At 58.8% G+C, this 24,878-nt stretch carries 23 protein-coding genes and 4 tRNA genes; 7 read left to right on the forward strand and 20 right to left on the reverse strand.

Features of this window, described 5'->3' with window-relative positions; genetic code table 11:
- Nucleotides 1-15: 15 nt before the first annotated feature.
- The 16 genes from ACWORE_RS08225 to ACWORE_RS08300 form a co-directional block, all read right to left on the reverse strand.
- Entirely contained in the window at nt 16-1,614 is a 1,599-nt protein-coding gene (locus ACWORE_RS08225; RefSeq protein ID WP_455303497.1) for a sodium:solute symporter, read from the reverse strand.
- 928 nt (nt 1,615-2,542) lie between these two features.
- Entirely contained in the window at nt 2,543-3,217 is a 675-nt protein-coding gene (locus ACWORE_RS08230) for a hypothetical protein (RefSeq protein ID WP_455303498.1), read from the reverse strand.
- 559 nt (nt 3,218-3,776) lie between these two features.
- Nucleotides 3,777-4,490 carry a 50S ribosomal protein L1 gene (gene rplA / locus ACWORE_RS08235; protein ID WP_012732480.1) on the reverse strand — a complete coding sequence of 238 codons (714 nt, stop codon included), beginning with the start codon at nt 4,488-4,490 and terminating at the stop codon, nt 3,777-3,779.
- 87 nt (nt 4,491-4,577) lie between these two features.
- Nucleotides 4,578-5,018 carry a 50S ribosomal protein L11 gene (rplK, locus tag ACWORE_RS08240; protein ID WP_012732481.1) on the reverse strand — a complete coding sequence of 147 codons (441 nt, stop codon included), beginning with the start codon at nt 5,016-5,018 and terminating at the stop codon, nt 4,578-4,580.
- Nucleotides 5,019-5,282: 264 nt separating this feature from the next.
- The gene (gene nusG, locus ACWORE_RS08245; protein WP_455303499.1) at nt 5,283-6,329 is read right to left on the reverse strand and encodes a transcription termination/antitermination protein NusG; all 1,047 of its coding nucleotides are present in this window, start codon (nt 6,327-6,329) and stop codon (nt 5,283-5,285) included.
- A 164-nt stretch (nt 6,330-6,493) separates the two neighbouring features.
- A complete protein-coding gene (gene secE / locus ACWORE_RS08250; RefSeq protein ID WP_455303500.1) occupies nt 6,494-6,817 on the reverse strand; it encodes a preprotein translocase subunit SecE in 324 nt (107 codons plus the stop codon).
- Between the two features lie 72 nt (nt 6,818-6,889).
- Nucleotides 6,890-6,962, reverse strand: a tRNA-Trp gene (locus ACWORE_RS08255).
- A gap of 208 nt (nt 6,963-7,170) precedes the next feature.
- Nucleotides 7,171-7,244: transfer RNA gene (locus ACWORE_RS08260), tRNA-Met, on the reverse strand.
- A gap of 69 nt (nt 7,245-7,313) precedes the next feature.
- Nucleotides 7,314-7,386 (reverse strand) — tRNA-Thr (locus ACWORE_RS08265).
- A 241-nt stretch (nt 7,387-7,627) separates the two neighbouring features.
- Nucleotides 7,628-7,709, reverse strand: a tRNA-Tyr gene (locus tag ACWORE_RS08270).
- Between the two features lie 153 nt (nt 7,710-7,862).
- The gene (locus ACWORE_RS08275) at nt 7,863-8,792 is read right to left on the reverse strand and encodes a polyprenyl synthetase family protein (RefSeq protein ID WP_455303569.1); all 930 of its coding nucleotides are present in this window, start codon (nt 8,790-8,792) and stop codon (nt 7,863-7,865) included.
- A 334-nt stretch (nt 8,793-9,126) separates the two neighbouring features.
- On the reverse strand, nt 9,127-9,816 hold the full coding sequence (locus tag ACWORE_RS08280) for a demethylmenaquinone methyltransferase (protein WP_455303501.1): 690 nt from the start codon (nt 9,814-9,816) through the stop codon (nt 9,127-9,129).
- A 60-nt stretch (nt 9,817-9,876) separates the two neighbouring features.
- Nucleotides 9,877-11,058, reverse strand: coding sequence for a glycosyltransferase family 4 protein (locus tag ACWORE_RS08285; protein ID WP_296137698.1), 1,182 nt, complete (start codon nt 11,056-11,058; stop codon nt 9,877-9,879).
- Nucleotides 11,059-11,136: 78 nt separating this feature from the next.
- Nucleotides 11,137-11,688, reverse strand: coding sequence for a DUF3592 domain-containing protein (locus ACWORE_RS08290; RefSeq protein ID WP_455303502.1), 552 nt, complete (start codon nt 11,686-11,688; stop codon nt 11,137-11,139).
- An 88-nt stretch (nt 11,689-11,776) separates the two neighbouring features.
- On the reverse strand, nt 11,777-13,768 hold the full coding sequence (gene menD / locus ACWORE_RS08295) for a 2-succinyl-5-enolpyruvyl-6-hydroxy-3-cyclohexene-1-carboxylic-acid synthase (RefSeq protein WP_406605148.1): 1,992 nt from the start codon (nt 13,766-13,768) through the stop codon (nt 11,777-11,779).
- 45 nt (nt 13,769-13,813) lie between these two features.
- Nucleotides 13,814-14,944: an o-succinylbenzoate synthase gene (locus ACWORE_RS08300; RefSeq protein ID WP_455303503.1), complete on the reverse strand. Its 1,131-nt coding sequence runs from the start codon at nt 14,942-14,944 to the stop codon at nt 13,814-13,816.
- 66 nt (nt 14,945-15,010) lie between these two features.
- On the opposite strand from ACWORE_RS08300, the gene ACWORE_RS08305 reads away from it, so the two are divergent.
- From ACWORE_RS08305 to ACWORE_RS08330, 6 genes are all read left to right on the forward strand, one after another.
- The gene (locus ACWORE_RS08305; protein WP_455303504.1) at nt 15,011-15,988 is read left to right on the forward strand and encodes a 1,4-dihydroxy-2-naphthoyl-CoA synthase; all 978 of its coding nucleotides are present in this window, start codon (nt 15,011-15,013) and stop codon (nt 15,986-15,988) included.
- Nucleotides 15,989-16,086: 98 nt separating this feature from the next.
- Complete coding sequence (locus ACWORE_RS08310) at nt 16,087-17,286, forward strand: inorganic phosphate transporter (RefSeq protein WP_296137689.1); 1,200 nt, start codon at nt 16,087-16,089, stop codon at nt 17,284-17,286.
- Complete coding sequence (locus tag ACWORE_RS08315) at nt 17,286-17,552, forward strand: hypothetical protein (RefSeq protein WP_221913234.1); 267 nt, start codon at nt 17,286-17,288, stop codon at nt 17,550-17,552. Before ACWORE_RS08310 ends, ACWORE_RS08315 begins: the two co-directional genes overlap by 1 nt.
- Nucleotides 17,553-17,564: 12 nt before the next feature.
- Nucleotides 17,565-18,017: a DUF3349 domain-containing protein gene (locus ACWORE_RS08320; RefSeq protein ID WP_296137685.1), complete on the forward strand. Its 453-nt coding sequence runs from the start codon at nt 17,565-17,567 to the stop codon at nt 18,015-18,017.
- A gap of 395 nt (nt 18,018-18,412) precedes the next feature.
- On the forward strand, nt 18,413-18,718 hold the full coding sequence (locus tag ACWORE_RS08325; protein WP_296106797.1) for a hypothetical protein: 306 nt from the start codon (nt 18,413-18,415) through the stop codon (nt 18,716-18,718).
- 69 nt (nt 18,719-18,787) lie between these two features.
- On the forward strand, nt 18,788-20,086 hold the full coding sequence (locus ACWORE_RS08330) for an AMP-binding protein (protein WP_455303505.1): 1,299 nt from the start codon (nt 18,788-18,790) through the stop codon (nt 20,084-20,086).
- A 21-nt stretch (nt 20,087-20,107) separates the two neighbouring features.
- Here the strand turns inward: ACWORE_RS08330 and ACWORE_RS08335 are convergent, their stop codons facing one another.
- Complete coding sequence (locus ACWORE_RS08335; RefSeq protein WP_455303506.1) at nt 20,108-21,019, reverse strand: glycosyltransferase; 912 nt, start codon at nt 21,017-21,019, stop codon at nt 20,108-20,110.
- 96 nt (nt 21,020-21,115) lie between these two features.
- Here ACWORE_RS08335 and ACWORE_RS08340 point away from each other — a divergent pair, with 96 nt between their 5' ends.
- Nucleotides 21,116-22,093 (forward strand): 1,4-dihydroxy-2-naphthoate polyprenyltransferase, encoded by a 978-nt coding sequence (locus ACWORE_RS08340; RefSeq protein WP_455303507.1) that lies wholly within the window; start codon nt 21,116-21,118, stop codon nt 22,091-22,093.
- Between the two features lie 12 nt (nt 22,094-22,105).
- Here ACWORE_RS08340 and ACWORE_RS08345 read toward each other — a convergent pair whose 3' ends face one another.
- The 3 genes from ACWORE_RS08345 to ACWORE_RS08355 all read right to left on the reverse strand — a co-directional run bounded on the left by ACWORE_RS08345 (nt 22,106) and on the right by ACWORE_RS08355 (nt 24,630).
- A complete protein-coding gene (locus ACWORE_RS08345) occupies nt 22,106-22,414 on the reverse strand; it encodes a DUF4229 domain-containing protein (RefSeq protein ID WP_296137677.1) in 309 nt (102 codons plus the stop codon).
- 94 nt (nt 22,415-22,508) lie between these two features.
- A complete protein-coding gene (locus ACWORE_RS08350) occupies nt 22,509-23,222 on the reverse strand; it encodes a dTDP-4-dehydrorhamnose 3,5-epimerase family protein (RefSeq protein ID WP_296137674.1) in 714 nt (237 codons plus the stop codon).
- 58 nt (nt 23,223-23,280) lie between these two features.
- On the reverse strand, nt 23,281-24,630 hold the full coding sequence (locus ACWORE_RS08355) for an MFS transporter (protein WP_455303570.1): 1,350 nt from the start codon (nt 24,628-24,630) through the stop codon (nt 23,281-23,283).
- Between the last annotated feature and the right edge of the window lie 248 nt (nt 24,631-24,878).

Here is a 24,878-nt window from a genome sequence, read left to right on the forward strand (position 1 = left end):
TCTCATCCAGCGTCATTACACCTGAGCTACAGATGTGGTTTCAGTGGGATCATCGGTATCGGGAATACCAGCGGCTGGTTCATCCGTCAGCGCCTCGCGCCGAGCGGACTTACGTTCATAGCTCAAGTCTTTACCATGGATCGTCAGCGGCAGGGTCTCGGTCCGCGTGGCCTTCGCAACGCCTGCGAGCGGAATGGACAGGAGATACCCAGCCACTAGCGTTACGACGAACGCGACGATGGAAATCATGAACGGCCCCAAATCAGTTTGGTTCATGAAATAGCCGGACACTGCTCCCAGGAGAAGCCCGACCAATACACCAAACCGGTTCGCCCGCACGGTGAAAATCCCCAGCGCAAAGACCGCGGCAATCGGGATACCAAACAAGCCGGTGAGCGTCAGGAACAGATCCCACAGCTCACCCTTCTCCGAGGCGATGAGCCACAACGCGATACCCGTCGAGAATAGGCCCGTAATCACAATAATCATACGGCTGAACAGGACTGATGCCTCACCACGGCCGGGCATAAGACGGTTACGAATATCGACCGTGATGCACGCGGAGATGGAGTTTAACGACGACGAAATGGTCGATTGTGCAGCGGCCAAAATACCACCAATGACCAAGCCGGCAATGCCACCCGGAAGCTCGGTCAGAATGTAATACGGCACAATCGCCGACGTGTTCACGTCATCGGGAAGACCGCCATTGCCCTGGTAGTAGGTGTACAGCGCGGTTCCCATTCCGTAGAAAATTGGGATGGTAATGAGCGCGAGGCACCCATTCACATACAGGGAGCCCTTTGTCGCCTGAACGGATGGCGTGGTCTGGTAGCGCTGAACCACATCCTGGCTAGCCGTGTAGGACTGCAAATTATTGAGCACACTGCCCAAGAAAATAATGGGGATCGAGAGCGACAGATCGCTGAAGGTGAAGTTTTGGCCGGAATAGAACTTCCCCTCCGACGCGACCTCGGACAGTGTATGGGACACCGAACCGGGACTATTCACCAAGGCGACGACAATTACAATCACCGCGCCCGAAAGGAGGATGATGCCCTGGATAACGTCGGACCAGATCACGCCCTCCATACCGCCGAGGAATGTGTAAATCACGCACGCGATCCCTACCACACCAGCGATCAAATAAGGGTTGATATCACTGACGGCGGTAAGAGCCAGCGTCGGCAAGTAAATAACAATGGCAATACGTCCGACGTGGAACAGAACAAAGAACAGGGACCCGAATACACGAAGAACCACGTCAAAACGTTCTTCCAAGTATTCGTAGGCCGTCGTCACGTCCAGCTTGCGGAAGAACGGGACGTAGTAATAGACGAGGATCGGCACGATGGCGAAAATCGCGACATTTCCCGCGGAGTACGCCCAGTCCGTCAAGTACGCTTTTTCCGGGATCGACATAAATGTAATGGCGGACAAGGTGGTGGCATAAATGGAAAAGCCCGCGGCCCACGCGGGAATGCGCCCACCAGCTTTAAAGTAATCATCGCTGCTGGCACCGGCGCGTTTCGAAAAATAGACGCCCACTGCCAACATGGCGACGATGTAGACCGCAATGGCTAGCCAGTTCAGTGTCCCAAATTGCTGATGCATGGAGGATCGCTCCTAACGTGTTGTCAACAACCCGCTCACTGTGACTCACCGCCGTGCGGGTCAGAGCCCCACACTACCGACCTGTCAGATGTCCGACAAGTATGACCAGGGGTGGTTACTACCCCCGTCGGCAACACTCACGGCCACAACGCTGTGTTGTTAACCCCCTAAGTGAGGTCCGCCACGTGCCTTTTAGGCTTGGTTTGGTGGTTTCGTGGTTGCGTTGGTGCTGTCCGATGTTCATGGTGCTATCCGACGTGGCGGGCGTGCGCGGTGGCAGGCATGTCCGGACCCGAGCACCATCGTTGGAACTAATCACGGCAATCCCGTCTCCTGGGCCTTGAAAGCGTCGGTACCACACAGACGCCACGAGACAAAACCACCGTGATACACCGCCCGGGTGGAAAAGGCCTGATCAGGTCCATCGGCGCGGTTATCAGCTACACCGGCTACATGACCCACACCCCGGTCTTCCCCGGCCTGATTGAAGGCCAAGTCATTTGAGGTAACGCGCGCCTGTTCTCACTGGCAGAGCTGGCCCGGAGGCAATTGCGCCAAAGAGTTGATCGAGAAACGTCCGCTGAACAGCAGAAGCGTCTCAATCAACCCGTCGGACCGAGGTTAGGAATCAGATCCAATAGCTCATCGAGAAAGGACGACAACTTCGAGATGGCTTCTAAACAGCTTAGAGAGCTGTTTAGAAGCCCTCAGGTAGGTATTATCCTGTCACCAGCTAAGACCAACCTTTTTTAAGGTTACGAGCGATCCGTCGGAGCGATCGCCAACCAGAAGGAGTCAAGACGGCTCCGGCAATAAGTCCACACATAACCCCAAGGAATATGGCAGAGGGCCAAGCCTCTTCAACGAAAAAGCGGAACACAAGTAAGGCCACCACAAAACCCAAGATCGTTACTAGTAGGCGCATGGTCTACCACCCCATATAGTCAGCGAGAGCGCCCCCCGCACCTGCAATACAGCTGATTGCAAGACCTGGACCAACTTTTTTACCGAGAAACTTGACCAAGGTCCAATAGGAAACCCTCTTTTCAAGAATATCCATTACTTGGTCATATCCGACTGCACCGCCGACGCAACCAGCAAGGGAGCGGGCAATCCCAGAAACGACTCCCTTGTCATCATCCTCATCCTCTTCGCTCTCAGCGCTATATTGGATTATTCCTTTATCTAGCTCAGAATTCATTTCCGTCGCCGAAAGCAAAGTTGTTTCTTGGCCGCTGGCATCAGTGGCTATAGCATCACCATTATCAGCAAAACCGTACTCAACCGTTCCTTCAGGCAACGGATACCCACCTGCCAACTCAATATTTTTATTAAGTTGAGCAAGATCATCTTTCGAAACGGTTTGTCGATCAGCGTTCGAAGCAGAAACCCCCTGGTGAGCTGCTACACAACCCTGTTCTTGTGAAATAGGAGAAGCACTAGCCGAGACGGCTGGGACCGAAACTAGGGAAATCGAGGAAGATAACAAAATTGCCAATTTCTCCTTCCAGTACATAAAAATATCCTCTCGGAGAGAAATGGGTAAAATTAACCTCCTCTTAGGTAAAGAACTATCCCAAAAGAAGCTGATACTCGCAAGCATCTTGTCCATTAATTCAAATAACTAATCATTATCCAAAGAAAGATAGGGGCTAAAGGGCGGGTGTTTGGGGGTTTGGGGCCAAGTTCACCGGAGACGGTGAAAGAGAAAAGTTAGCGGGGGACGTCGCGGTTTTTCTACATCTTGGCTCGAGAACTGCGGTTGGATATGGAAGCCGGATAAAAGTGCGGGGGTGTATGGGCGAAAAATCGCCAAAAATTGGCCATATTCCCCCGCAGTTTTCCGCCACCCGGGCACAACCCCCGAACCCCGGACAAATCTCACGCAAGACGATCAGAAGCCCCCGCGCACGGGCTGCACAGGAGCCACGCGCGACCCGAACCTCCCCAAAAACCAACACAACAGCAGGGGTAAGCAGCGAAGAGTCGGTGCGGACACTTTTTGCTACTTACTTCGCTACTTATCCCGGGAATGTGCCATCCCATACACAAAAAGGCAGATCCACAGGATGCGAATCTGCCTATCTTTTGGCTAACCCAACCGGGCTAGATGCAACCAACCGGGCTAGCCGAGCTAACCGCTGTAATGCGGCTACAGAAAACTACTCAGCCTCGCCGGTGTAGTTCTTCACCACGGTGTTGTCGACGGGCACAGCCGGACCGTTGGTACAGGACACAGTAACCTTCTTCAGGTAACGGCCCTTCGCAGCAGACGGCTTCACGCGAAGCAATTCGTCGATCAGCGCACCGTAGTTCTCGGCAAGCTGCTCAGCGGAGAACGAAGCCTTGCCCAGCACAGCGTGCAGGTTGGCGGCCTTGTCCACGCGGAACGAAATCTTACCGCCCTTAATTTCCTTCACAGCCTTGGTGACGTCGGTGGTCACCGTACCGGTCTTCGGGTTAGGCATCAGGCCACGAGGACCCAGGACACGTGCAACGCGACCAACCTTGGCCATCTGGTCCGGCGTCGCGATAGCAGCGTCGAAGTCGGTCCAGCCACCCTGGATCCGCTCAACCAGTTCTGCGGTACCGACGACATCGGCACCAGCTTCCTCAGCGGCGGTAGCGTTCGGGCCCTCAGCGAAGACCACAACGCGGACCTCTTTACCCGTGCCGTTCGGCAAGGAAACGGTGCCACGAACAAGCTGGTCAGCCTTGCGCGGGTCAACACCCAGGCGGATAGCAACGTCGACCGTCGGGTCGTACGAGGAGTATGCGGTCTCCTTGACGGTCTTCATCGCGTCGATAGGAGCGTAGATACGGCCAGCGTCGATCTTCTCCAACGCAGCCTTGTAAGCCTTCGAGTTCTTGCTCATAAAAATCCAATCCTTAAGCGTTTGGAGTAGTGGTCGCGGGCCAGCAAGAGGCCCTCCCACTGAAAAGTGAATTACGCGAAACGCGAGTTACGCGGTAGCGCCCTTGACCTCGATACCCATGGAACGTGCGGTACCAGCGATGATGCGCGCACCCATGTCCAGGTCATTCGCGTTCAGGTCTTCCATCTTGGTCTGTGCAATCTCCTTACACTGATCCCAGGTGACGGACCCGACCTTGTTGGTGTTCGGCTCGCCCGAACCCTTCTGCAGGTTCGCAGCCTTCAGCAGCAGCTTCGCAGCCGGCGGGGTCTTCAGCTTAAACGTGAACGAGCGATCCTCATACACGGTGATCTCAACCGGAACGACGTTTCCGCGCTGGTCTTCCGTCGCAGCGTTGTATGCCTTGCAGAACTCCATGATGTTGACACCATGAGCACCCAACGCAGGACCAACCGGCGGAGCCGGGTTAGCCTGACCAGCCTGAATCTGCAGCTTAATGAAGCCCGAAACCTTCTTCTTCGGAGCCATTGTTACAACCTCTTTCTGTTACCAAACAACGCGACCCTGACCTCCACGGTGAACCTCCACCCGGAAGCGAGAACCACATCATTCGACCGGATGCCTGAATTCCCAGGCCACCGGAAAGATGACAGTGACATTCGTGCGTCCAGCCAGCGGCATCCACCGTTGCGGTATTTCACCGTCGCGTTGTCCACCACCAAGGCTCAGACACACACGAAGAACCAAGATACCGGAGCTGGGCACCTTAGCCCAAATCCACCCAGGTGGCGCTTAGTTGATCTTTTCCACCTGGTCAAAGTCCAATTCCACAGGGGTCTCGCGCCCGAAGATGGACACCAGAGCCTTCAACTTGCTGTTCTCGGCATCGATCTCGGAAATCGTCGCGGACACCGATGCAAACGGACCGGACAGAACCGTCACGGCCTCGCCGACCTCGTAGTCGACCTTGACCTTGTCCGCAGCGGGACGCGGAGGTGCAGCCACACCAGTGCTGGACACGTCCACAGCAGCGGGCTCCTCGCCTTCCTGTTCGGCCTTCTGCGTTGCCGTCTCCGGCGGCAACAGGAACTTCGCGACCTCGCGAATCTTCACCGGCGTGGGGTGTCCCTCATTCCCAACGAAGCTCGTGATCCCCGGCGTGTCACGAATGACCGACCAGGATGCGTCGTCAAGCTCAATACGCATCAACACGTACCCCGGAAGCAGCTTGTGCTTGACAACCTTTCGCTTCCCGTCCTTGACCTCGACTTTTTCCTCAATAGGAACGACGACTTCGTGGATCTGCTCGTCGACACCCAGGGTCTGCGAGCGGACCTCCAGGTCCGTCTTCACTTTGTTTTCATAACCTGAGTAACACTGGACGATGTACCACTCACCCGGCAGCTTTTTGAGCTCACGCATGAACTTGCGCAGACGCACCTTGTAGGCCTGCATTGCGGCTGCCTCGGGGTCCTGCTCCGCCTCATCCGCAGCGGAGGGCTGATCGGTTGCTCCCTCACTTGCCGACGCTGACCCGTCCGCGTCGCTTCCCGTGGTCGCAGTGGGCGACGCCGCAGTGTTATCGCTTTCCGACGCCGTTTCCGTGGCGACGGCACCTTCGGCGTCCATATCACGAGCTTGATCGGCCTCATTGTCCTGTGAGCCAGCAGCGTCGGACGCGTGATTTGCGTCGGACGAGCTCTGCGCTGCGCCCGCGGAGAACTGGGGCTGCTGAGCCTTGCGAGCAGCCTCTTGAACATCAGCGGCTGCCTGTGCTGCTAAATCTGCGGCACTCTGCGGCTTGTCGGACTCGGTGGATGAATTCGTTGTGTCACTCATGAATAATGTCAGTCCTTCTCTGCGGTGTTTCCAAAGGAAAATCCCGCCTCCCCTCTCGGGTTGGCGGGACAATATGGGAGCGATTATACACAGCTGACCGGGCTATTCCCAACTACACTTTGCGCTGTTCGGAACCTCGGCCGACGTGAGTTGTTAATGCGTATTTAGTGGGTGAGAGTCCACTCGACGCCTTTACCGGCGAGGAAGTCGACGCCCGAAACAATGCCGATCACGACGACGAGGAAAAGCAGGACAACACCGGTGTAGACGCCCATCTGACGCCACGTCGGCCAAATGACTTTCCGCATCTCGGCAATAACACCGCGGAAATAATCGACGATCTGGGTGAAGATATTTCCACGGCCACCCACGGTCTCTGGGCCCGATTGGGCACTACGAGCGCGGGATTTTGACACAGTGGAGGATCCTGCGATCTGGCGTTTACCGGACGGACGCAATGCTCCCGTAGAGCTTCGTTCCTCGCTCACGCGCACTCTCCTCGACTGAGATGAAAATGTACACATGCCAGTTCTGCGGGAAACTGGCTTAATACGCTTTTGCAGGGGCGACAGGACTTGAACCTGCAACCTGCGGTTTTGGAGACCGCTGCTCTGCCAATTGAGCCACGCCCCTATGTTTCCCTACCGCTACCGTACAGCAACGGATCCACACCATCACTGATGTGAACTCATCTCTGCAGCTGCACCGGTCAGGCAACACACCAACCATAGCAGAGAAGCCTCACGCCTAAACTAGGCGATAGTGGGCTCCACCTTCGACGGCAGTGCGTAGTGGGAGAAAAAGGGCCACCCGTCAGGGCGACCCCTCATCTATCTCCCAGTAGCGATGGAGGGACTCGAACCCTCGACCTCACGATTATGAGTCGTGCGCTCTCACCATCTGAGCTACATCGCCACAGTTACAACACATAATCCCGGTGGACCTACCGGAGCACCGTCAGTCCACCGGGAATTGGTGTAACGGAGCCCCCTGACAGAATCGAACTGTCGACCTTTTCCTTACCATGGAAACGCTCTGCCGACTGAGCTAAGGGGGCGTCAAGTCGTTGGAATCACGCATAACAGCGCAAACGTGATCTTGCGAAGCCTCACACAATGTAACCGACCAGAATGGAACTCACAAATCACCAGGTCAGAAGGTGTGGCGGATCGAAACCGAACTGCCCGCTAAAGAAAACCCGCACAAGAGGGGCCTGGCTAGGGGCTTATGCGACAAACGCACCGGCAACGACAAACCCGCCGGGCTGCAAAACCTTGCAACCCTGGCGGGATCATGGGTGCCAGATGATGGATTCGAACCAACGTAGGCAAAGCCGACGGATTTACAATCCGCTCCCTTTGGCCGCTCGGGCAATCTGGCGTGCGCTCAGTTGAACGCGCTGCATACTCTACTACGAATACAGGCCTAGACAGCAAATCACCCCTTCACGCAGGGGTTTTGTGGAGGCTAACGGCGCGACTTGCGAGGATTTATTCTCCGCGCACCACCCGGCATAAGCGCACATCGTCGTCGCTACCCCACACGCGCCATGGTGAAGCCCAGCAGCGCGCGCAATGCGTTCGTCGTCGAATTATCCGGCAGCGCCTCAAGCGCCTTCACGGCAGCGTCGGCGTGCTCCTCCACCTTCGCCACCGTCCGCGCTCGCGCGTCCGTCGCAGCGATCAAAGCGAGCGCTTCTTCAATGTCAGCATCCGTCGACAAGGGGGAACGCAGCATCTCACGGAGCCGTTTATTCTCTTTCCTGTCGCCTTCCATCGCGTAGAGCATCGGCAGGGTGTGCACGCCCTCGCGCAAGTCCGTGCCCGGCGTCTTCCCCGATTCGCTGGTGTCGGAAAAGATATCGATCATGTCGTCGACAATTTGGAACACCATGCCCAGGTGCTCCCCGAATGTGGCCAGTGCCTGCTGGATCGGGGCCGGGGTTCCGGCGTGCATCGCCCCAAGAAAGCCCGCAGAACGGATAAGGACCGCGGTTTTCTCGTGGATGACGTTTAAGTAGTGTTCAATCTCATCGCCCGAGGTCGCGCCGATAGTTTCGCGCATCTGGCCCGTGACTAAGTCCCCGAAGGCTTCCGAGAAGTGCTTCACCGTCTTCACACCCAGCGACGCCATCAACCGCGACGCGGCCGACAGGATGAAGTCCCCAGCCAAGATGGCTACCGAATTGTTCCACCGAAAGTTCGCGCTATCCGCGCCGCGACGTTTCTCAGCCTCGTCCATCACGTCGTCGTGGTAGAGCGTCGCCAAGTGGGTCATTTCGACGACGATGGCGGCCTTGATGACGTCGTCGCACCCCGGCCTCTCGCCATAACGGGACGCGAGCAGGGCGAACGTAGGGCGGACGCGCTTCCCCCCGGCCAGCGCCAAGTGCTTGACCTTGTCGGTCACGAACGATGCGCCCTGATCCAACTCATGGATAAGCAGTTTCTCGCATTTTTCCATTCCGTCGGCCACAAAGGAATTCAATTCGTCGTCGCCGAGGTCAATACTGGACTCCACACTACGGGAATCCAGGCCGGTAACCTCGCCTCTCACGGCGTCGACACTGGATTCCACAGCACTGCTCTGTCCGCTGGTCATCGCACGATCCTCGTTCGTTGGGCATGGGTAGATGGTCACGAGCACGCGTCACGTATAGGGCCCCGCAATCGGGGACGACGCAGCACGCACGAGCACGATGGTGGCTCGCAGCCGTCTAAAACAACGTGCCTAGCCTATCGCACAAAAACAAACCCACAGATATGGGCCGTCGACACCTTGGGGTTTCGTCGGGCTTTTATCGCGGTTTCGTCGCGCTGTGGAGCGCCACGATGCCGCCGGTCAGGTTCCTCCAGCCGACCTCTCTCCAGCCCGCAGACTGGATGATGCGCGCTAGAGTCTCCTGGTCAGGCCATGCGCGGATGGACTCCGCCAGGTACACGTACGACTCCGGATCGGATGACACGATTTTCGCCACCGCCGGCAGCGCCCGCATCAAGTACTCCGTGTAGATCGTCGAGAACACGGGAATCACCGGCGTTGAAAACTCACACACCGTTAAGCGTCCACCCGGCTTGACGACGCGGGCCATCTCGCGGAGCCCAGCGGCCGTGTCCCCGAAATTCCTGAGGCCGAAAGAGATGGTGGCAGCGTCGAAGGTGTTATCGGCGAAGGGCAGGTTAAGCCCGTCACCTGCGACTAAAGGCACGTTCCGATGGCGTCCGGCTTTCAACATGCCGAGGGAAAAGTCGCACCCCACCACGAGAGCACCGGATTTGGATAGTTCCGCTGTGGATACGCCGGTCCCGGCGGCGAGGTCCACGACTTTCTCGCCGGGCTTCGGTTCAAGCCGCTTCCGCGTTGCTTTTCGCCACAGCGTGTCGATCCCGCCGGTCAGCACGGTGTTAGTTAGGTCATATTTCTTGCCGACGGTATCGAACATGCGCGCCACTTCACGGGGTTTCTTTTCCAACGTCGCTCTAGCCACGAGGCCCCAGAGTACCCGGTGGGCCCGCTACGACGAGAGCTGCGCTCCCCGACATTGTGGCTACGCGTACCGGTGCTCGCGCTCCGCGCGCCACCTCTCCAGCAGCGTCGGCCGGATTTCTTGCCCCATCGGGGACTCAATCGCCGCCTCATAGTGGCCCATGAGCTCGTCACCAAGGCATTCCCACGTGCGCTTTTTCACGGAGTTTCGGGCAGCGACACATCGGTCGTGATAGCCATCTGGTTCGAGCAGGCGATCAACCGCCGCAGGAAGGCCCTGCTCGAAGGACTCCACGGGCAGTAATTCCCCATCGACGCCGTCGTCGATGAGGTCAATGGGGCCACCGGCTCTCGGCCCGATGGTGGGTACCCCCGACGCTAACGACTCTTGAACAGCCTGGCAGAACGTCTCGTATTCGCCTGGGTGGACGAAGAGGTCCAAGGAGGCATACACCTCCGCCAGATCCTCCCCGTATTTCGCGCCGGTGAAGATCGCACGTGGTAGCAACTCGCGCAATTCTTGACTGTCGGGCCCGTCGCCGGTGATCACGAGCTGGATGTCGTCGCGGTCCTGCAGGGTAGCCAATCGGGACACGGATTTTTCCGCCGCCAAGCGCCCCACGTAGCCCACGATTTTCTGCCCGTTCGGGGCCCATTGCCGGCGCAACGCGTCCGATCTCTTCGACGGGGAGAACAGCTCAATATCGACGCCACGCGCCCAGTGGTATACGTCTCTAATCTTATGGTGGCGGAGTTCCTGGATGGTCACCGACGACGGCGCGAGGGTCCGTGAGCAGGCGTTATGCACTGTCCGTGTCCACTGCCACGCGGCCGAGGCCAGTGGTTTCATGTGGTAATTATTCGCAAACCCGGCCACGTCCGTCTGATAGATAGCTACGGTCGGAATCCCTAGTTGAGCTGCGCCGAACGCACCCGCGGCACCCAACACAAACGGGCTAGCTGCATGAACAACATCTGGCTTGTATTTGCGAAGGGCCCGCTTCACGGTCGGCGTCGGCACCCCAATAGGGAGCGAGTCGATCAGCGGCACCTGAACGGTGGGAACGCGGGCGATGGGGAAACCCGCATAGTCCGGGCATTCATCTTGAACTTCGCGAGCACCCGGCGCGATGACTAGTACGTCGTGGCCGTGGCGGTCGCAGTATTCCAAGACCCGGAGAATTGAGTTAGTGACACCGTTGATGTTTGGAAGAAATGATTCTGCAACAATTGCAATGCGCATACGACTTCTTCTCTTCCTCAATTCCCCGCGATAATGCGGTTATTTTTGCCGATAAGAAATGCTGTTTTATGCTGCCGATCATCTATCTCGGTGGCCATTGTATAAATTTTTCTTCCGTTCGGCGCGTCGGTTAATCAACGCTATTGCTCCCATCGATAGCGCGACCGTCACGATAAATGTTGAAACCGCTGGTAGAAGGGATAATGTCCAGGTTCTACCTTGGACTCGGACAATGTCGGGGTGGCTGCGCGAATGCTCCACCCACACTTTCTGACCATCGTGTAATCCGCCAGGATATAAAACTCCCGTGTTGGGTGAATGGAATTCTCCGGAGCTATCCCGAAATGAAATTGCTGTGCGCAACAGGCCGACGTGGTTCACAGTGGCGATGGCGGTTTCTTTATCTTTGTGCAGCTTAATGTCGTTATAGACTGGCCCGGCGACGAGCGTGGCGCACACCAGAGTCATCAGTAATGCGATTAATGCGACGACCTGGCGGCACCGACGAGCCACGGTATCGATCCGCGCCTCAGCATCATCTCGAGACAATGGCCGACGGGGACTCCGCGGCTTGTCGCCGTGAGGTGACTTGTCACCCGCGTTCATGTCGTGGGTTGTAGTCGCGTTCACTCCGATACTCACCTCCCCGCCGTCGTGCCCTGATCATTATCCGCTTTCGTATGGTCATCGTTGTGCTATTCCGCCGCCGTGCTTGGCTTTACTGCGCTTGACGCCTGTGGAGAACAGCAACGCGTCCTTCCAGGGATTCTACGGTCTGACGTCGATGCGCACGGTCGCATACGGCTTCAATCACCGTAATCCCGTCGTACGGTTCACGGCGTTCGTCAGCTTGATCACGTTGATCGCCACTGTCCGAACGAGTGGCCCCAACATCATTAAGCGGCATCCCCTCAGCGTGGCTTTCCAACAGGGTCACCAGCTCTTCCGCAGTGTCAGCCCTCCGGTACGCCATCCCGAAAGCGTCGCAAATCGACTTAATATCCACCTCGTGGTGAGTCGCCATGACGCGCTCAAAATGGTTGCGGAGTTCCGGCTTCCCCGGCTCTAAGGCCTCGAAAATACCTCCACCCTGGTCATTCGCCACGACAATCAGAAGGTTCGACGGCCGCGGTTCCGACGCCGCCACGTTCAGGCCAGTCGCGTCGTGAAGGAAGGTCAGGTCTCCGGCCAGCGCCACCGTTCGCGGTGCACTCACGCTGTCGGGTTCGGCTGCTTGTCGAGAGAGCGCGACGCCGATCGCCGTCGATAAGAAACCATCAATTCCAGACGCTCCACGGTTGGAGTACATCTCGACGCCATCAAACGGAGCGCCGACGAACGACAGGTCGCGCACCGGATTCGACGCTCCGACCACGAGCGCATCGCCGACGTGGACAGAATCCGCAACGGCGGCGGCCACCGTCAGCCCTGTCATCCGATGGAGGAGGGAGGGCTGCGCATGGGCGGGCGGTGTGGGCGGCTGCGCGGAGGGCAGCTCTGCAGAGGATTCCCCCACGGGTTCAACAGCCTCAGATGGCACGGAAAGATCATCCAAGAGGATCACCTCGCGCACAGCGTCGGCAGCAGCGTGATCCACCGACCGGCAGTGATCCACCCATTGCCGGCTTTGAGGCGCAAGGTCGATCGTCGTCGCGACCTCCCCGGCCATGTGGGCGACATCCGGGTAATCGCCGGGGTTGTCAGCAAGGACCGTGATCGGAATATCAGGCCTGGCCAGGAGTTTTGAGACATCCCTGTGTAGGGTCGGCCGGCCCGTCACCACCACGTGATCGGGCGATAACAGCGACAGCGCCAAAGGATGAATAGGAACATCAGGCACTGCGGCGGTGGGCTCGGCGATCGTGGGTACCCCGCGGAGCGCGTCACCATGCGGCGCATTATGGCCAGCAATGTGAAGAACTCGCGGCGAGGTCACCGTCGCCCGACCAACGAATCGCGTCCAACTCCCTCCATCCGGGCGGCCCAACCGGTGCGCAGACTGGGCAGCCTCACGGAGCTGGTCATCATCTGTCGGCACTAATGGGTTATCGAAGGGCACATCAATGTGCACCGGACCGCGGAAGGGCAGCGCCACGGCATTGTCGGGGTGAGCATCCTCGGGAGTAGCAGCCTGCATCTGCATGCGCACGCCTGTGGCCGTCGCCGCGACCATCGCCCTATCGACGGCAGCGCGGACCTCCCGATGCATCACATGCCAGACGTCGCTGCGTCGAGTAGCAGTGTCAATCCCCTCCGTCCGCACGGCGGTATCCCGGAAAGCCGACCGCTGATCCACCGTCTGGTTCGCCCCGGTCCCCCACAATGACCAGGGACGATTCGCCGACAACACCATGAGAGGAAGGTGCGACATCTGCGCTTCCACCATCGCGGGTGCACAATGCGCCACCGCACTCCCCGACGTCATCACCACCGGCACAACATGGTGACCGCCGGGAATACCTGAGCGGTTGCGCCGCGGACCGCCCGTGGCCTGCGCCAAGCCCAACGCCAAGAACGCCGCGGTTCGCTCGTCGGTACGCATGTGAAGAGTGATCTCCCCACGCGCCGCGGCTTCGGAGAAGGCCAGCGCCAACGGTGCCGAACGGGAACCCGGGCACACGACCACGTCCTGCACGCCGCAACGGATCAGCTCGTCGACAATAATCGCTGCTGTCATGATGGAGGCAGGAGCACCACCGGAACTACTCATGGAGAACGATCTTTCCACCTTGTTACTCAGCCTTAACCATCAGCCTTAATCGGCCACATTTCCCGGCACGTGTTTCCACGCCGCGGCCAGGCGCTCTTTCCACCACTGCACCCTATCCTCCGGGGCGCGATACCTCGCCAGCGCATCCGGATCCGGAGTTCGCGGTTCCACAGCCATCATTCCGTCGACAATGGGCCGCCGATCGCCCACATCACCAGCCATCAGTGCCCCCGTCGCCAGGCCAGCTGGCTGACTATCGACCGCCGACGCCGCGCAGAGGCCCGCATACATTCCCACCACCGAGTCAATTGCCGACGACACCGTCACGGCCACACCATGTTTGCGCGCTTCCTCTGCCACCGCGATTACATTGCGCGGACCGCCGAGCGGGGCGGCCTTGACCACGGCAACGTCAATGGCCCCCATTCGTATCGCGCGGTAGGGATCCGACGCTTTACGGATGGACTCGTCGGCGGCGATGCGGGCACTCAGCCCCTCGTCGGCAAGAACTTTCCGCAGGTCAGCGAGGTCCTCGAGGTGGGGGCACGGCTGCTCCACGTAGTCCAGGGGCCCGTCGTGGAGGAATCGACGGACGGCCTCATGGGCCTCCGCCACGGTCCACCCACCATTCGCGTCGACGCGGATATTGATGTCAGGGCGAGCCTTACGAACAGCGCGAACCCGGGCACAGTCGTCGTCGAGAGTCTGCCTCTTTTCTGCCACCTTCACTTTGACCGTCGAAATGCCCGAATATCGATCAAGGAGTTCGGGCACACGGGCGGGGTCGCACGCGGGAATCGTCCCGTTGACCGGCACCCATTCGCGCGACAATGCGGGTGGCCCCACCCAACCCATCTCGAGGGCCGAGGCCAACCACATCGCGGACTCCGCCGGACCGTATTCCAGGAAAGCGCCCCACTCGGACCAGCCGTGGGGACCGTCGATAAGCATGGCCTCGCGCTGCATGATCCCGCGGAACCGAATATTCATCGGCAACTGGACAACATGGGCGCGCTCCCAAACGTCGTCGAGCGACGGGAGCGATACACCATCCGGCCACGTCGCGGGCCCATATGCGGCCTCTAACTCAGGCCCACACACAGGTCCACTCTGGCGGGGGACCTCATGCGACGATGCAAGCCGGGAATCACTATTGGGCAGGTCCATGCGAGACATGACTTCTACCCTAACGGCCGGCCGGACATAACCACCCGCGCGCTGATTGTCAGTATCCTCATCGGTATGTCAGACGAACACTCCGCCACCCATTCCGATACTGACCAGCCCTTCAACCCCGAGCTGTGGAAACCGGTTCCCGGGTTCGAGGACCTCACAGACATTACGTATCACCGCCACGTCGGGACCGAGCGCGCCGACGGCATCGTCCGCATCGCGTTCGACCGGCCAGAAGTGCGCAATGCGTTCCGTCCCCACACCGTCGATGAGTTGTACCGGGCGCTGGACCATGCTCGCCGCAGTCCCGACGTCGGCACTGTTTTGTTAACGGGCAATGGTCCGTCGCCGAAGGACGGCGGGTGGGCTTTCTGCTCGGGCGGGGATCAGCGGATTCGCGGTCGCTCCGGATACCAGTACGCCACCGAGCACAATTCCGATGTCGAGCACGCCGACGCGTCGGGCGTCGATACTGCTCGTGCCAAAGCAGAGGGCGGGCGCCTCCACATTCTTGAGGTTCAGCGGCTGATCCGCACGATGCCGAAGGTGGTGATCGCGCTGGTCGATGGTTGGGCGGCCGGCGGCGGGCATTCCCTGCACGTGGTGTGCGACCTCACGTTGGCGTCGCGCGAGCACGGGTTATTCAAGCAAACCGACGCCGACGTGGGATCCTTTGACGCGGGTTACGGCTCTGCATACTTGGCCCAGCAGGTCGGGCAAAAGTTCGCGCGCGAGATCTTCTTCCTCGGCCGGACCTACGATGCCGAGACAATGCACCGGATGGGCGCCGTGAATGAGGTCGTCGATCACGCTGATCTGGAGAATGTTGCCATCGAGTGGGCGCGCGCGATCAATTCCAAGTCCCCGACCGCACAGCGGATGCTGAAGTTTGCCTTCAATCTTGCCGACGATGGCCTCATGGGACAGCAAGTGTTTGCCGGAGAGGCCACGCGTTTGGCGTACATGACCGACGAGGCGGTGGAGGGCAGGAACTCCTTCCTGGAGAAACGCCCGCCGCACTGGGACGAGTTCCCTTACTATTACTAACCAAACCTCCCCCATTAGCCACCCCCGGAAAGTTAACGGAACCTTAACGGCGCCGCCACAGTTTGGCTGCTACATAGTCCGGGGAGGATACTTTCGCTGTGACCGAACTGATCATCCTCGTCATAGTGATCGCTACCGCGCTCGCGTTCGACTTCACAAATGGTTTTCACGACACCGCAAACGCAATGGCGACGTCCATTGCCACCGGCGCTCTCACACCAAAAGTCGCAGTCACATTGTCGGCGATCCTCAACCTCATCGGCGCATTCCTCTCCGTCGAGGTCGCAAAAACGGTCGGTAAAGGGATCGTTAATCTCGATCAGTTCAATCTGAGCAGCGAAACCGACGCGCACAAACTCCTTCTTGTCGTCTTCGCAGGGCTTATCGGCGGCATCGTCTGGAACCTGCTGACCTGGCTGCTCGGGATCCCCTCTAGTTCCTCTCACGCCCTCTTCGGCGGGCTTATCGGCGCCGCGTTCGTCTCCCTCGGAATTGGTGGCGTGGCCTGGGCAAACATCCTCGGCAAGATCATCATCCCCGCCTTGGCCGCACCCTTCGTCGCCGGCGTGGTATCCGCGTGCGGCACCTGGTTGATCTACCGCATCACCGATAGCGTCGAGGAACACAACAAGAACGACCACTTCCGCATCGGACAGATCGCCACAGCCTCGCTCGTCTCGCTTGCCCACGGCACCGGTGACGCCCAGAAGACGATGGGCGTCATCTTCCTGGCACTCGTCGCGTACGGCGAGATCGACGCCGACACTCACATGCCTCTGTGGATCATCGCGGCATGTGCCTCCGCCATCGCCTTGGGCACCTACACCGGTGGGTGGCGCGTAATCCGCACCCTGGGCAAAGGGCTCGTCGAAATCGATTCCCCTCAGGGCATGGCGGCAGAAGCCTCCTCAGCTGCAATTATTCTCACCTCGTCGCACGCCGGTATGGCCTTGTCGACGACGCACGTCGCGACCGGATCGATCCTGGGCACCGGCCTGGGACGTCGCGGCGCTGAAGTGCGCTGGGGAGTTGCCGGCCGCATGGCGACCGCCTGGGTGATCACGCTCCCCTGCGCGGCCATCGTCGGCGCCCTGACCTGGTTGGTTGCCCACCTTGTCGGCCTGGCCACCACCGACTTCATCGGCGTTATAGCAGCCTTCGCCATCCTGGTGACCTTGGCTGGCTACATCTATCAGCAGTCCCGAAAGAACAAAGTGTCATCTCACAATGTCAACGCAAAGTGGGATGAAGACTCCAACTCCGTTATTCCCGCTGAAGAGCGAAAGGTCGCCCGGTAATGTCTACCCTCCATTCACTCCTCACCGTCCTCGTCGTTGCACTGGTTTTAGGGGCCGGGCTTCCCACACTGTTCTCCCTCGGTGTTCGCCTTGATGCTGCCGGCTCCGCGGAAGGACAGCACACCAAGGGAATAAGCCACATTTTGGCGTGGGTGATCTACGCGCTCTGTCTGGCAGTCATCATCGCCGGTGTTCTGTGGATCACCAACGCAACGATCGCTCACTACACAGGTATCAACATTTACGGCACGTCCGGCGGACACTAAAGGACCCTAGAGATGAGCACTGGTTCACACCCCACCTCAGAATCCACCCCGAACCGAAGATCCACCACCAACCCAGGCACCACCAACAAAGAACCAGCTACAACTGGGACTTTTTCAGAAGCAACTCAACGGGCCATCGACGAACAACGCGAGCTGGAACATAAAAACTGGTTACTACGTTTCATTGAATGGTTACGAATTGGTTATCCAGCGGCTGTACCCGATGGCGACGCCGGGGCAATCATGTATGTTCTCAGACAAGACCTGAGAGAAGAGGACATCGACCGCATAGCTGCAACCATCGTCGCTAAGCAAGATTCCCACCGTAACCAGGGAGAACCCATCACCGAGCAGGAAATTCAACGGTATATTGAGACGACAATGTCCCAAACGCCGACGGAGGACGATCTTGCCCGCGTGAGAGCAAAACTTCGTGATGGCGGTTTTGACGTCGCCGATGCGTAGGCCACATCGTCTAGAACGTACCGCCTGAATCGCACCCACCGGCGACGCGAGGGGCAGTACATTCACGTCATGACGCGTATCTACGGATTGATACGCTCAGAGGTCGTTTTACCTATTACAGTGACAGGGTCTTCCTAGGAAATTTGAGGGTGTAGTCAATGCTTGACTACACCAACAATTTCATCTAGAGTGCACTTTATCTAATTTTAAACGTAGGGCACCTTCACCCGACGGTTCCAACCGGAAGTCTTAGCTGACAGCTTCACTTGATACCTTCAAGCAACGGTTTCGGCGGACACTACCAAGCAGCGTTTGGGCCGGTAACGCCGGATAAAGAGGCTCGAGTACGACACTTTTAAGAACCCGCATACGACCTCATAAAGGAGGGGAAGAAAATGGCAAGCAGCATCATGCGTTTCATCAACTGGCTTCGCATCAGCGACCAACAATTCACCCCTGTGGACGTCGTTGGCCGTGTACATTCAGAGCATGACGGCCGTTCAGCGGTTGCACTTGCTGAGCCCGTTACTAAGACGAAGACTGCCGACGTAGTTAATCTCCTCGTCACCGAAGGGCACATTCCATCAACGGCTGCAGACGCGGCACAAGCTTTCTACGCTGTTCATCAGCGTAAAGCATCACGCGAAGAGATTCACACCATCTTCGTCACGCTTGATAGCCTCGGCTTCATCGCCGACTAACACTTCGCCCAGCCACTGGCTCACCCCGGTGGCTGGGTTTTCTCTTGCCCCTCACTACACTGCCTCACCGTGAACACACGGCCACTGGTACCACTTCCCATTCCAGCAAATACCACAGTTGTCGGCCTATATCCGCAGCTAGAGCAAGCTTTACGCGGTGAGGCTTCGCTGCTGCCTCTCCCTGCTAAGGACCCTGACCGGGCGACGCTCCTGCGCGAGGTCATGCGGGCCGGTGAACCCATCGACGCCACCATCGCATTCATTCTGTCCACCTCAGGATCGACCGGTGTTCCCAAAGGAGCCCAACTCAGCGCAACTGCCCTTGCTGCGTCGGCGTCGGCAACCGAAAAAATCCTCGGTGGACCCGGCCAATGGCTACTCGCCCTACCACCCGACCACGTCGCCGGACTACAAGTCCTCCTACGGTCACTAGCGGCGGGCTACGAACCGGTACTTGTGGACGTGACCCAACCGTTTACGCCGAGTGCTTTCGTCAACGCGATCCACCGCATGACCGGACCACGACGATACTGTTCTCTGGTCCCGACGCAGGTCAGACGGTTAATCCAGGCGCTCGAGGCTGAAGGCAGCGAGGGCGGAACGGGCAACGCTGATAGTACGGGCGGCTACTCCCCGGCGACGATTATTGGGGCGGTCGGAATTCTGGACGGCATCCTCGTCGGCGGAGCACCCCTGAGTCCTGCGCTGCGGAAAAAGTGCGCGGATGTGGGGTGGACGATAGTCACCACCTACGGATCCTCGGAAACCGCTGGTGGGATGGTGTACGACGGGACGCCTCTGCCGGGTACGTCGGTAAAGATCCAGCCTCTTGGGACTGGCGACGAGGGACGGGTGCTTCTCGGCGGACCGACACTGGCCACGGGGTATCGCAACGCCGACGACCTTTTCGGATCGTCGGCTCAGGCTGCATCGTCCGGGGAGCACGTGGGGAACTCCAATCCGTTCGTCGATGGGTGGTTTGTGACGGATGACATCGGGACGATACGCAATGGAAAGCTAGAGATTCTGGGCCGGTACGACCAAGCCATCAATACGGGAGGGCTGAAAGTCCTGCCAGAGATCGTTGAATCCGCAGCTCGGCGGGCGGGTTACGCTGACTGCGCTGTGCTGGGCATTCCCTCGGCGGAATGGGGCGAAAGCGTGTGTTTAGTAATCGAACAACCACGGGAGAACACGCCGTACTTCCTCGACCGCGAAGAGACGCGACACATTCGCGAGCACCTCGACCTCCCCTCATACGCCCTACCAACCTCAATCGCGATTGTTGGGCAGATTCCACTGCGTGGACCAGGGAAAACGGACCGCCACGCACTGCGGCACATACTCACCGCCGCGCAATACCACTGAGCGCCACGCGACAGTAACGCGTTACAACGCGCTAGCCTGTTTCAGCGCCGCGATGTCGTCGCCGGTGTACACACGGCTGGCCTGCACATCATTGCCGCCCATCCACACATTGCGAACAACCAGAGCCGCGTTGAACTGCGTCGTCGGGACAACCGCGAAATTCCGCTGCTGGCCGAAAACTTGCCTCACCTTGGTGCCCGACCGCACTGCGCACGCATGCAGCCAAATGTCGTCAGCCTTCGGCGCGAGGCGTCGGAAAGAATCGCCCTGATCCACCACGAACGCCATAAACGGCAGCGGGTAGAGCACCCCGGACACGCCCGTCGCCATATTCGCAATCGACGCCCGGCACGACTTCACCGCAGGCCAGCGGGCATACGGAGCCAGGGCCCCCTTCTTCACACAGACCCGGTGGGCCCGGTAAGCGATCACGTCATGCGGGCTCACCTCCGCACACTCCAGCAACCGCTCCAGCCACCATTCCGGGTAAATGATGTCGTCATCGGCCGTCGCGACCCGAAGCGACAGTAAATCCTCACTGGCCAGATCCGGTATTTCCGAATCGCGTGCCGACGCGACACGCTCGCGGAAGAGCGGCCAATACTTCGTGTGCGGCCCAAAACTTCCGTCTGAACAGCGGATTTGCAGGCCGCGGTCCACCAGTCGTTGAAGCCGCTCCGGCAGGGGTCGCTCGTAGTCTTCCTTATCAAGCCACAACACAATGGGCGCCGACACTGTCCCCCGAGCCAGCGACTCCAGGGTGTACCACACCTTGTTCACCCGCGGGCCATGCGTCGTCACGGAAATGGTCACCGGGCCGGACTGCGGAATCGGCTTACCGTCGAACTCATTGTGGACGCGCAGCGGAATCAGCCGGGCGAGCGTCAGGAAAAAACTGACCACTTGGCCTAAAAAATAACTGACCTGCTGCACGCATAATCCTTCCGTGATGGAATGAAACGAAAAATTCCCGACACACGAGCCTACCCGGCTCTCCTCCTCAAGCCCGCGATACGTCACAATAGAACCATGTCCCACACTCCCGACCAGCCCAGCACACCGGACTCATCGTCCTCCGACAACAGCTCCGAGTTCGACGCTCAGACGTCGTCACGACGCACATCTCCACGCACTGTAACCGCCCACGATTGGCTCGAGGCCGCCCGCCCGCACACCTGGGCCAACGGCTTTGCCCCCGTCATCGCAGGTACGGGAGCCGCGGCGCTCACGGGGCAAGCGTCGATAATACGAGCGATCCTTGCGGCGATCGTCGGATGGTTCCTGGTTATTGGGGTGAATTATGCCAATGACTACTCGGACGGGATCCGGGGTACCGACGACGACCGCTCCGGGCCGTTCCGGTTGACCGCATCGGGGCTGGTGCAGCCCTATGGCGTCAAGCACGCGGCGTTTGTGGCGTTCGGCGTGGCGGCGCTGGCTGGCCTGATTTTGTGCGCGATCAGTGGGCACTGGTGGCTGATCCTGGTGGGCGCTGCCTGCGTCGTGGCCGCATGGTTCTACACCGGCGGCAAGCACCCCTACGGGTACCGCGGATTGGGCGAAGTAGCCGTCTTTGTGTTCTTCGGGCTGGTTGCCGTGCTGGGTACGCAATACACACAGGCCGATCACGTGAACTGGGCGGGGGTGGCAATCGCGGTCGCGATTGGCTCGGTCTCGGCGGCGGTGAACCTGGCGAATAATTTGCGCGACATACCTAGCGACGCAGCCACGGGAAAAATCACCCTCGCGGTGCGGCTGGGGGATCGAGGAAGCCGAACGCTGTGGTGCGTCCTTGCGGCCATGCCTGTTGTGGCGTCGATACTGCTGGCCTTTATTGCTACGCCCTGGGCCCTGATTGGGCTGCTAGCAGCGCCGGTTTTGGGGCTGGCTGCACGACCGATCGTTTCCCGCGCCGAGGGGAAGGATCTTATTCCCGTCCTCGGGATGACTGGGCGGGCCATGGTCGTGTGGGCTCTTGTTACCACGCTCGCGCTCTGGTTGGGGTAGGTGCGCTATTCCCTATTCCCGGTCTTCGAGCTGGTTCTTGATGTATTCCTTGTGGGCGCGGCGCTGCTCATTCCACGAGGCCATCTCCGTTGTGACACGCCTACGCAGGCCTTTGAACAAGAACATGGACAGTGGCAGCGCCACAATCAAAGCCAGAAGGGCGCTAATCATGAGCGGCATGGGCGCACCCACGAGGTAAGCGCCATACGCGATCACCACGGTCAAGACCAAGAACAATAACAGCCGGGCCAGCCCATACAGCAGAATGTCCTCCCACGGGCGGGTCGGTTTCTCGGTTGGCTGCGTCGTGTCCTCATTCACGTATGCCAGATTAGCGGTTCAGCCCGGCGCGGGGTCAACTGGACTCGTTCCGGCGAGGTTCGTCGCGCAGGTCCCGTCGGCAATTAATCGTCGTTTACTCCGTGTCGACGCCGGCTTCGCTGTTTGCCAACGCCCACCCGTTGCGTAATTCGTCCTCGAAATGTTTACAGTCCTCCCAGGTGGGAAGCCGGTCGTCAACGTCGGCGAGAAGAGGAGCGACGCGGTCCTTCTCTGAAAAAATCGGGTCGACTGTGGCAGAGTGCTGATCTGAGGACTCGTCGGAGTTGAGAAGCGACTGGCAATCAATGCCAAGGGCGGGATCCGTTATCCGCACCCCGAACTCGCGCGACGGATCGTACGCGGTGCTGGTCAGATAGGTGGCGACCGTGTTGTCCTGATGTGCGACAAACCCGTGCCCGATGCCCACGGGGAGATACACCACGGCGTGATTGTCCTGGTTGAGCGGGACGACGATGTGCTTGCCATAAGTGGTGGAGCCCTTGCGCAGGTCAACGATGATGTCGCTGAGGGCGCCGGCAGGGCACGTCACCATCTTCGCCTGCCCCGGGGGGACCTCGGCCAAGTGGATCCCCCGGACCACGCCGCGGGCGGACACACTCATGTTCGCTTGCTCGGGGAAAAATGGGTAGCCCAAAGCCTCGGCGAAGGCGTCCGCCTTGTACCACTCGTGAAAACTACCCCTCTGATCAGCATGAACAGTGGGATAGAAGATAAACACTCCCGGGATTGGGGTGTCGACGTAGGTTGCGTGCTGGTCGGGTTCATGGACTTCGAGTCGGGACGTCATGGTCATCAGCCTAGTGGCGTACCGACGAGGGGCGGGGTGGGGTGTGGGCGGTGGCTTTTTATGTGCCCAGTGCAGATGGATTTTCAGTCGTGTCAGCGACGCGCGGTGAGCGGGCAATCGGCAAGCAACTGACAACTACTGCGGCCACCAACAGGACGGACAGGATCACGGCGGAAATGTGCGGATGACAGGAGAGCGCGGCGAACAGAAGCATGCCCAGCGGGGTTCCAGCAGTGAAAACCAGCTGGTCCTTGGTGGCAAACTGATGCACGAGTTCGTCTTTTCCTAAGGACTGTCCCAACGAGTCCCAGGAGACGCCTGCAGACGTCATGAGCAAGGACGCGACTGCACCGACCACAGCAATGACGACAAATACCGGAGAGAACGCCAGCGCCAATAACTGCCCTGCCAAGAACAGCAGCATCAGGAATTGCAAGGTTGTGAAACGGACGCGATCCAGTTTCCTTAAAATCGTGGCGGCTGAGCCCAGTAGTGAACCAATTGCCAGGGCGGTCGCCATGAAGCCCCACGTCTTCTCGTCGAACGAGTTCATGATCCATGTTGGGCCGGCGCTTCCGAGGAAACCGTTGACAAGGGAGGCCACCAACCATGTGCCGAGTCCCACCTGCACCCAGCGCGGCAACACCGGGGAAGCGTTCTTGGCGCTGTTTATATTGGTGTGGACAGAGGCTGCGTCGGTACTTGGTGAGTCGACCTGAGCGGCGTGGTCGGCGTTATCAACGTCATCAGCATTGTCCACGTCATCAGCGTTATCAGAGGGTGTACGTTCCTCGGTTTCATGACTTTCGGGAGCATCGTCGGTTACCGATTTTCTGCGCACCCCAAAGAATGGCAATACGAACAGCATTGCTATCAGAAACGTAGCCCCGTCGATAAGTAATACAGCACGGAAACCCAATGTGATCACCGCTGCGGTACCGATCAGTGGGCCGGCAATATATAAAACATCGCCGAGGATCGACAAGGTCCCGTTAACCCGCGTGCGCTGCGAATCGGTGAACAGCAGTGCCAGCAAACCGAAGCGAGCCGGTGTGAAAAACGATGAGGCGCATCCGTACACGAAACTTGATACCGCGAACGAAGCAATGGAGTCCCCCTGGACGAGCACCCAGGCAACTAATCCCCACTGAGCCAGCAAGCGAACAAAATCGCTACTTAACATCCAGCCCACGGGGCGATTTGGCGGCGGCAGTTTGCGCACGACCACGGAACTGATAAATCGGCCTGACCATAAAGCGATGAGCACCATCGTCAGGCCTCGCCCGGAAGAATCTACCCGGTGGGCCTGAAGCGCAAAAGCAATAGGAATCAGCCCGTCCCCTATCCCAGAGATTAATGCCGCTAAAAAGAGGAGCGATAAAGTTGATTTAAACGATAGTTTATTCATCACGCTCCATAATTCCCATTAAATACGGGCGGTGGACAGCAGTCCTTGTTCGAATCCGAACTGCCAAAAATAAACTCATTAAGTGGTTAACTCACTAGAACAAGTACAAATACGCTACTGAGGAGGCTGAGCACGGATCTTCCACAAAGCTGTTTAAAGAGCACAAAAGGCCCTTCAAAAAATGAGATTGCACTATGCTCACCTCATTTTTAAAAGACTCGATTTTGCGGTGACCTTTGAACTCCTTG

Source organism: Corynebacterium sp. c7Ub_26, assembly GCF_053760365.1.

Coding starts and splice junctions, on each gene's coding strand:
- ACWORE_RS08225 (WP_455303497.1), bottom strand. CDS start 1,614: ATGCATCAGCAATTTGGGACACTGAACTGGCTAGCCATTGCGGTCTAC.
- ACWORE_RS08230 (WP_455303498.1), bottom strand. CDS start 3,217: ATGCTTGCGAGTATCAGCTTCTTTTGGGATAGTTCTTTACCTAAGAGG.
- rplA (WP_012732480.1), bottom strand. CDS start 4,490: ATGAGCAAGAACTCGAAGGCTTACAAGGCTGCGTTGGAGAAGATCGAC.
- rplK (WP_012732481.1), bottom strand. CDS start 5,018: ATGGCTCCGAAGAAGAAGGTTTCGGGCTTCATTAAGCTGCAGATTCAG.
- nusG (WP_455303499.1), bottom strand. CDS start 6,329: ATGAGTGACACAACGAATTCATCCACCGAGTCCGACAAGCCGCAGAGT.
- ACWORE_RS08275 (WP_455303569.1), bottom strand. CDS start 8,792: ATGGAAAAATGCGAGAAACTGCTTATCCATGAGTTGGATCAGGGCGCA.
- ACWORE_RS08285 (WP_296137698.1), bottom strand. CDS start 11,058: ATGCGCATTGCAATTGTTGCAGAATCATTTCTTCCAAACATCAACGGT.
- menD (WP_406605148.1), bottom strand. CDS start 13,768: ATGAGTAGTTCCGGTGGTGCTCCTGCCTCCATCATGACAGCAGCGATT.
- ACWORE_RS08300 (WP_455303503.1), bottom strand. CDS start 14,944: ATGTCTCGCATGGACCTGCCCAATAGTGATTCCCGGCTTGCATCGTCG.
- ACWORE_RS08305 (WP_455303504.1), top strand. CDS start 15,011: ATGTCAGACGAACACTCCGCCACCCATTCCGATACTGACCAGCCCTTC.
- ACWORE_RS08315 (WP_221913234.1), top strand. CDS start 17,286: ATGTCTACCCTCCATTCACTCCTCACCGTCCTCGTCGTTGCACTGGTT.
- ACWORE_RS08320 (WP_296137685.1), top strand. CDS start 17,565: ATGAGCACTGGTTCACACCCCACCTCAGAATCCACCCCGAACCGAAGA.
- ACWORE_RS08325 (WP_296106797.1), top strand. CDS start 18,413: ATGGCAAGCAGCATCATGCGTTTCATCAACTGGCTTCGCATCAGCGAC.
- ACWORE_RS08340 (WP_455303507.1), top strand. CDS start 21,116: ATGTCCCACACTCCCGACCAGCCCAGCACACCGGACTCATCGTCCTCC.
- ACWORE_RS08350 (WP_296137674.1), bottom strand. CDS start 23,222: ATGACGTCCCGACTCGAAGTCCATGAACCCGACCAGCACGCAACCTAC.
- ACWORE_RS08355 (WP_455303570.1), bottom strand. CDS start 24,630: ATGAATAAACTATCGTTTAAATCAACTTTATCGCTCCTCTTTTTAGCG.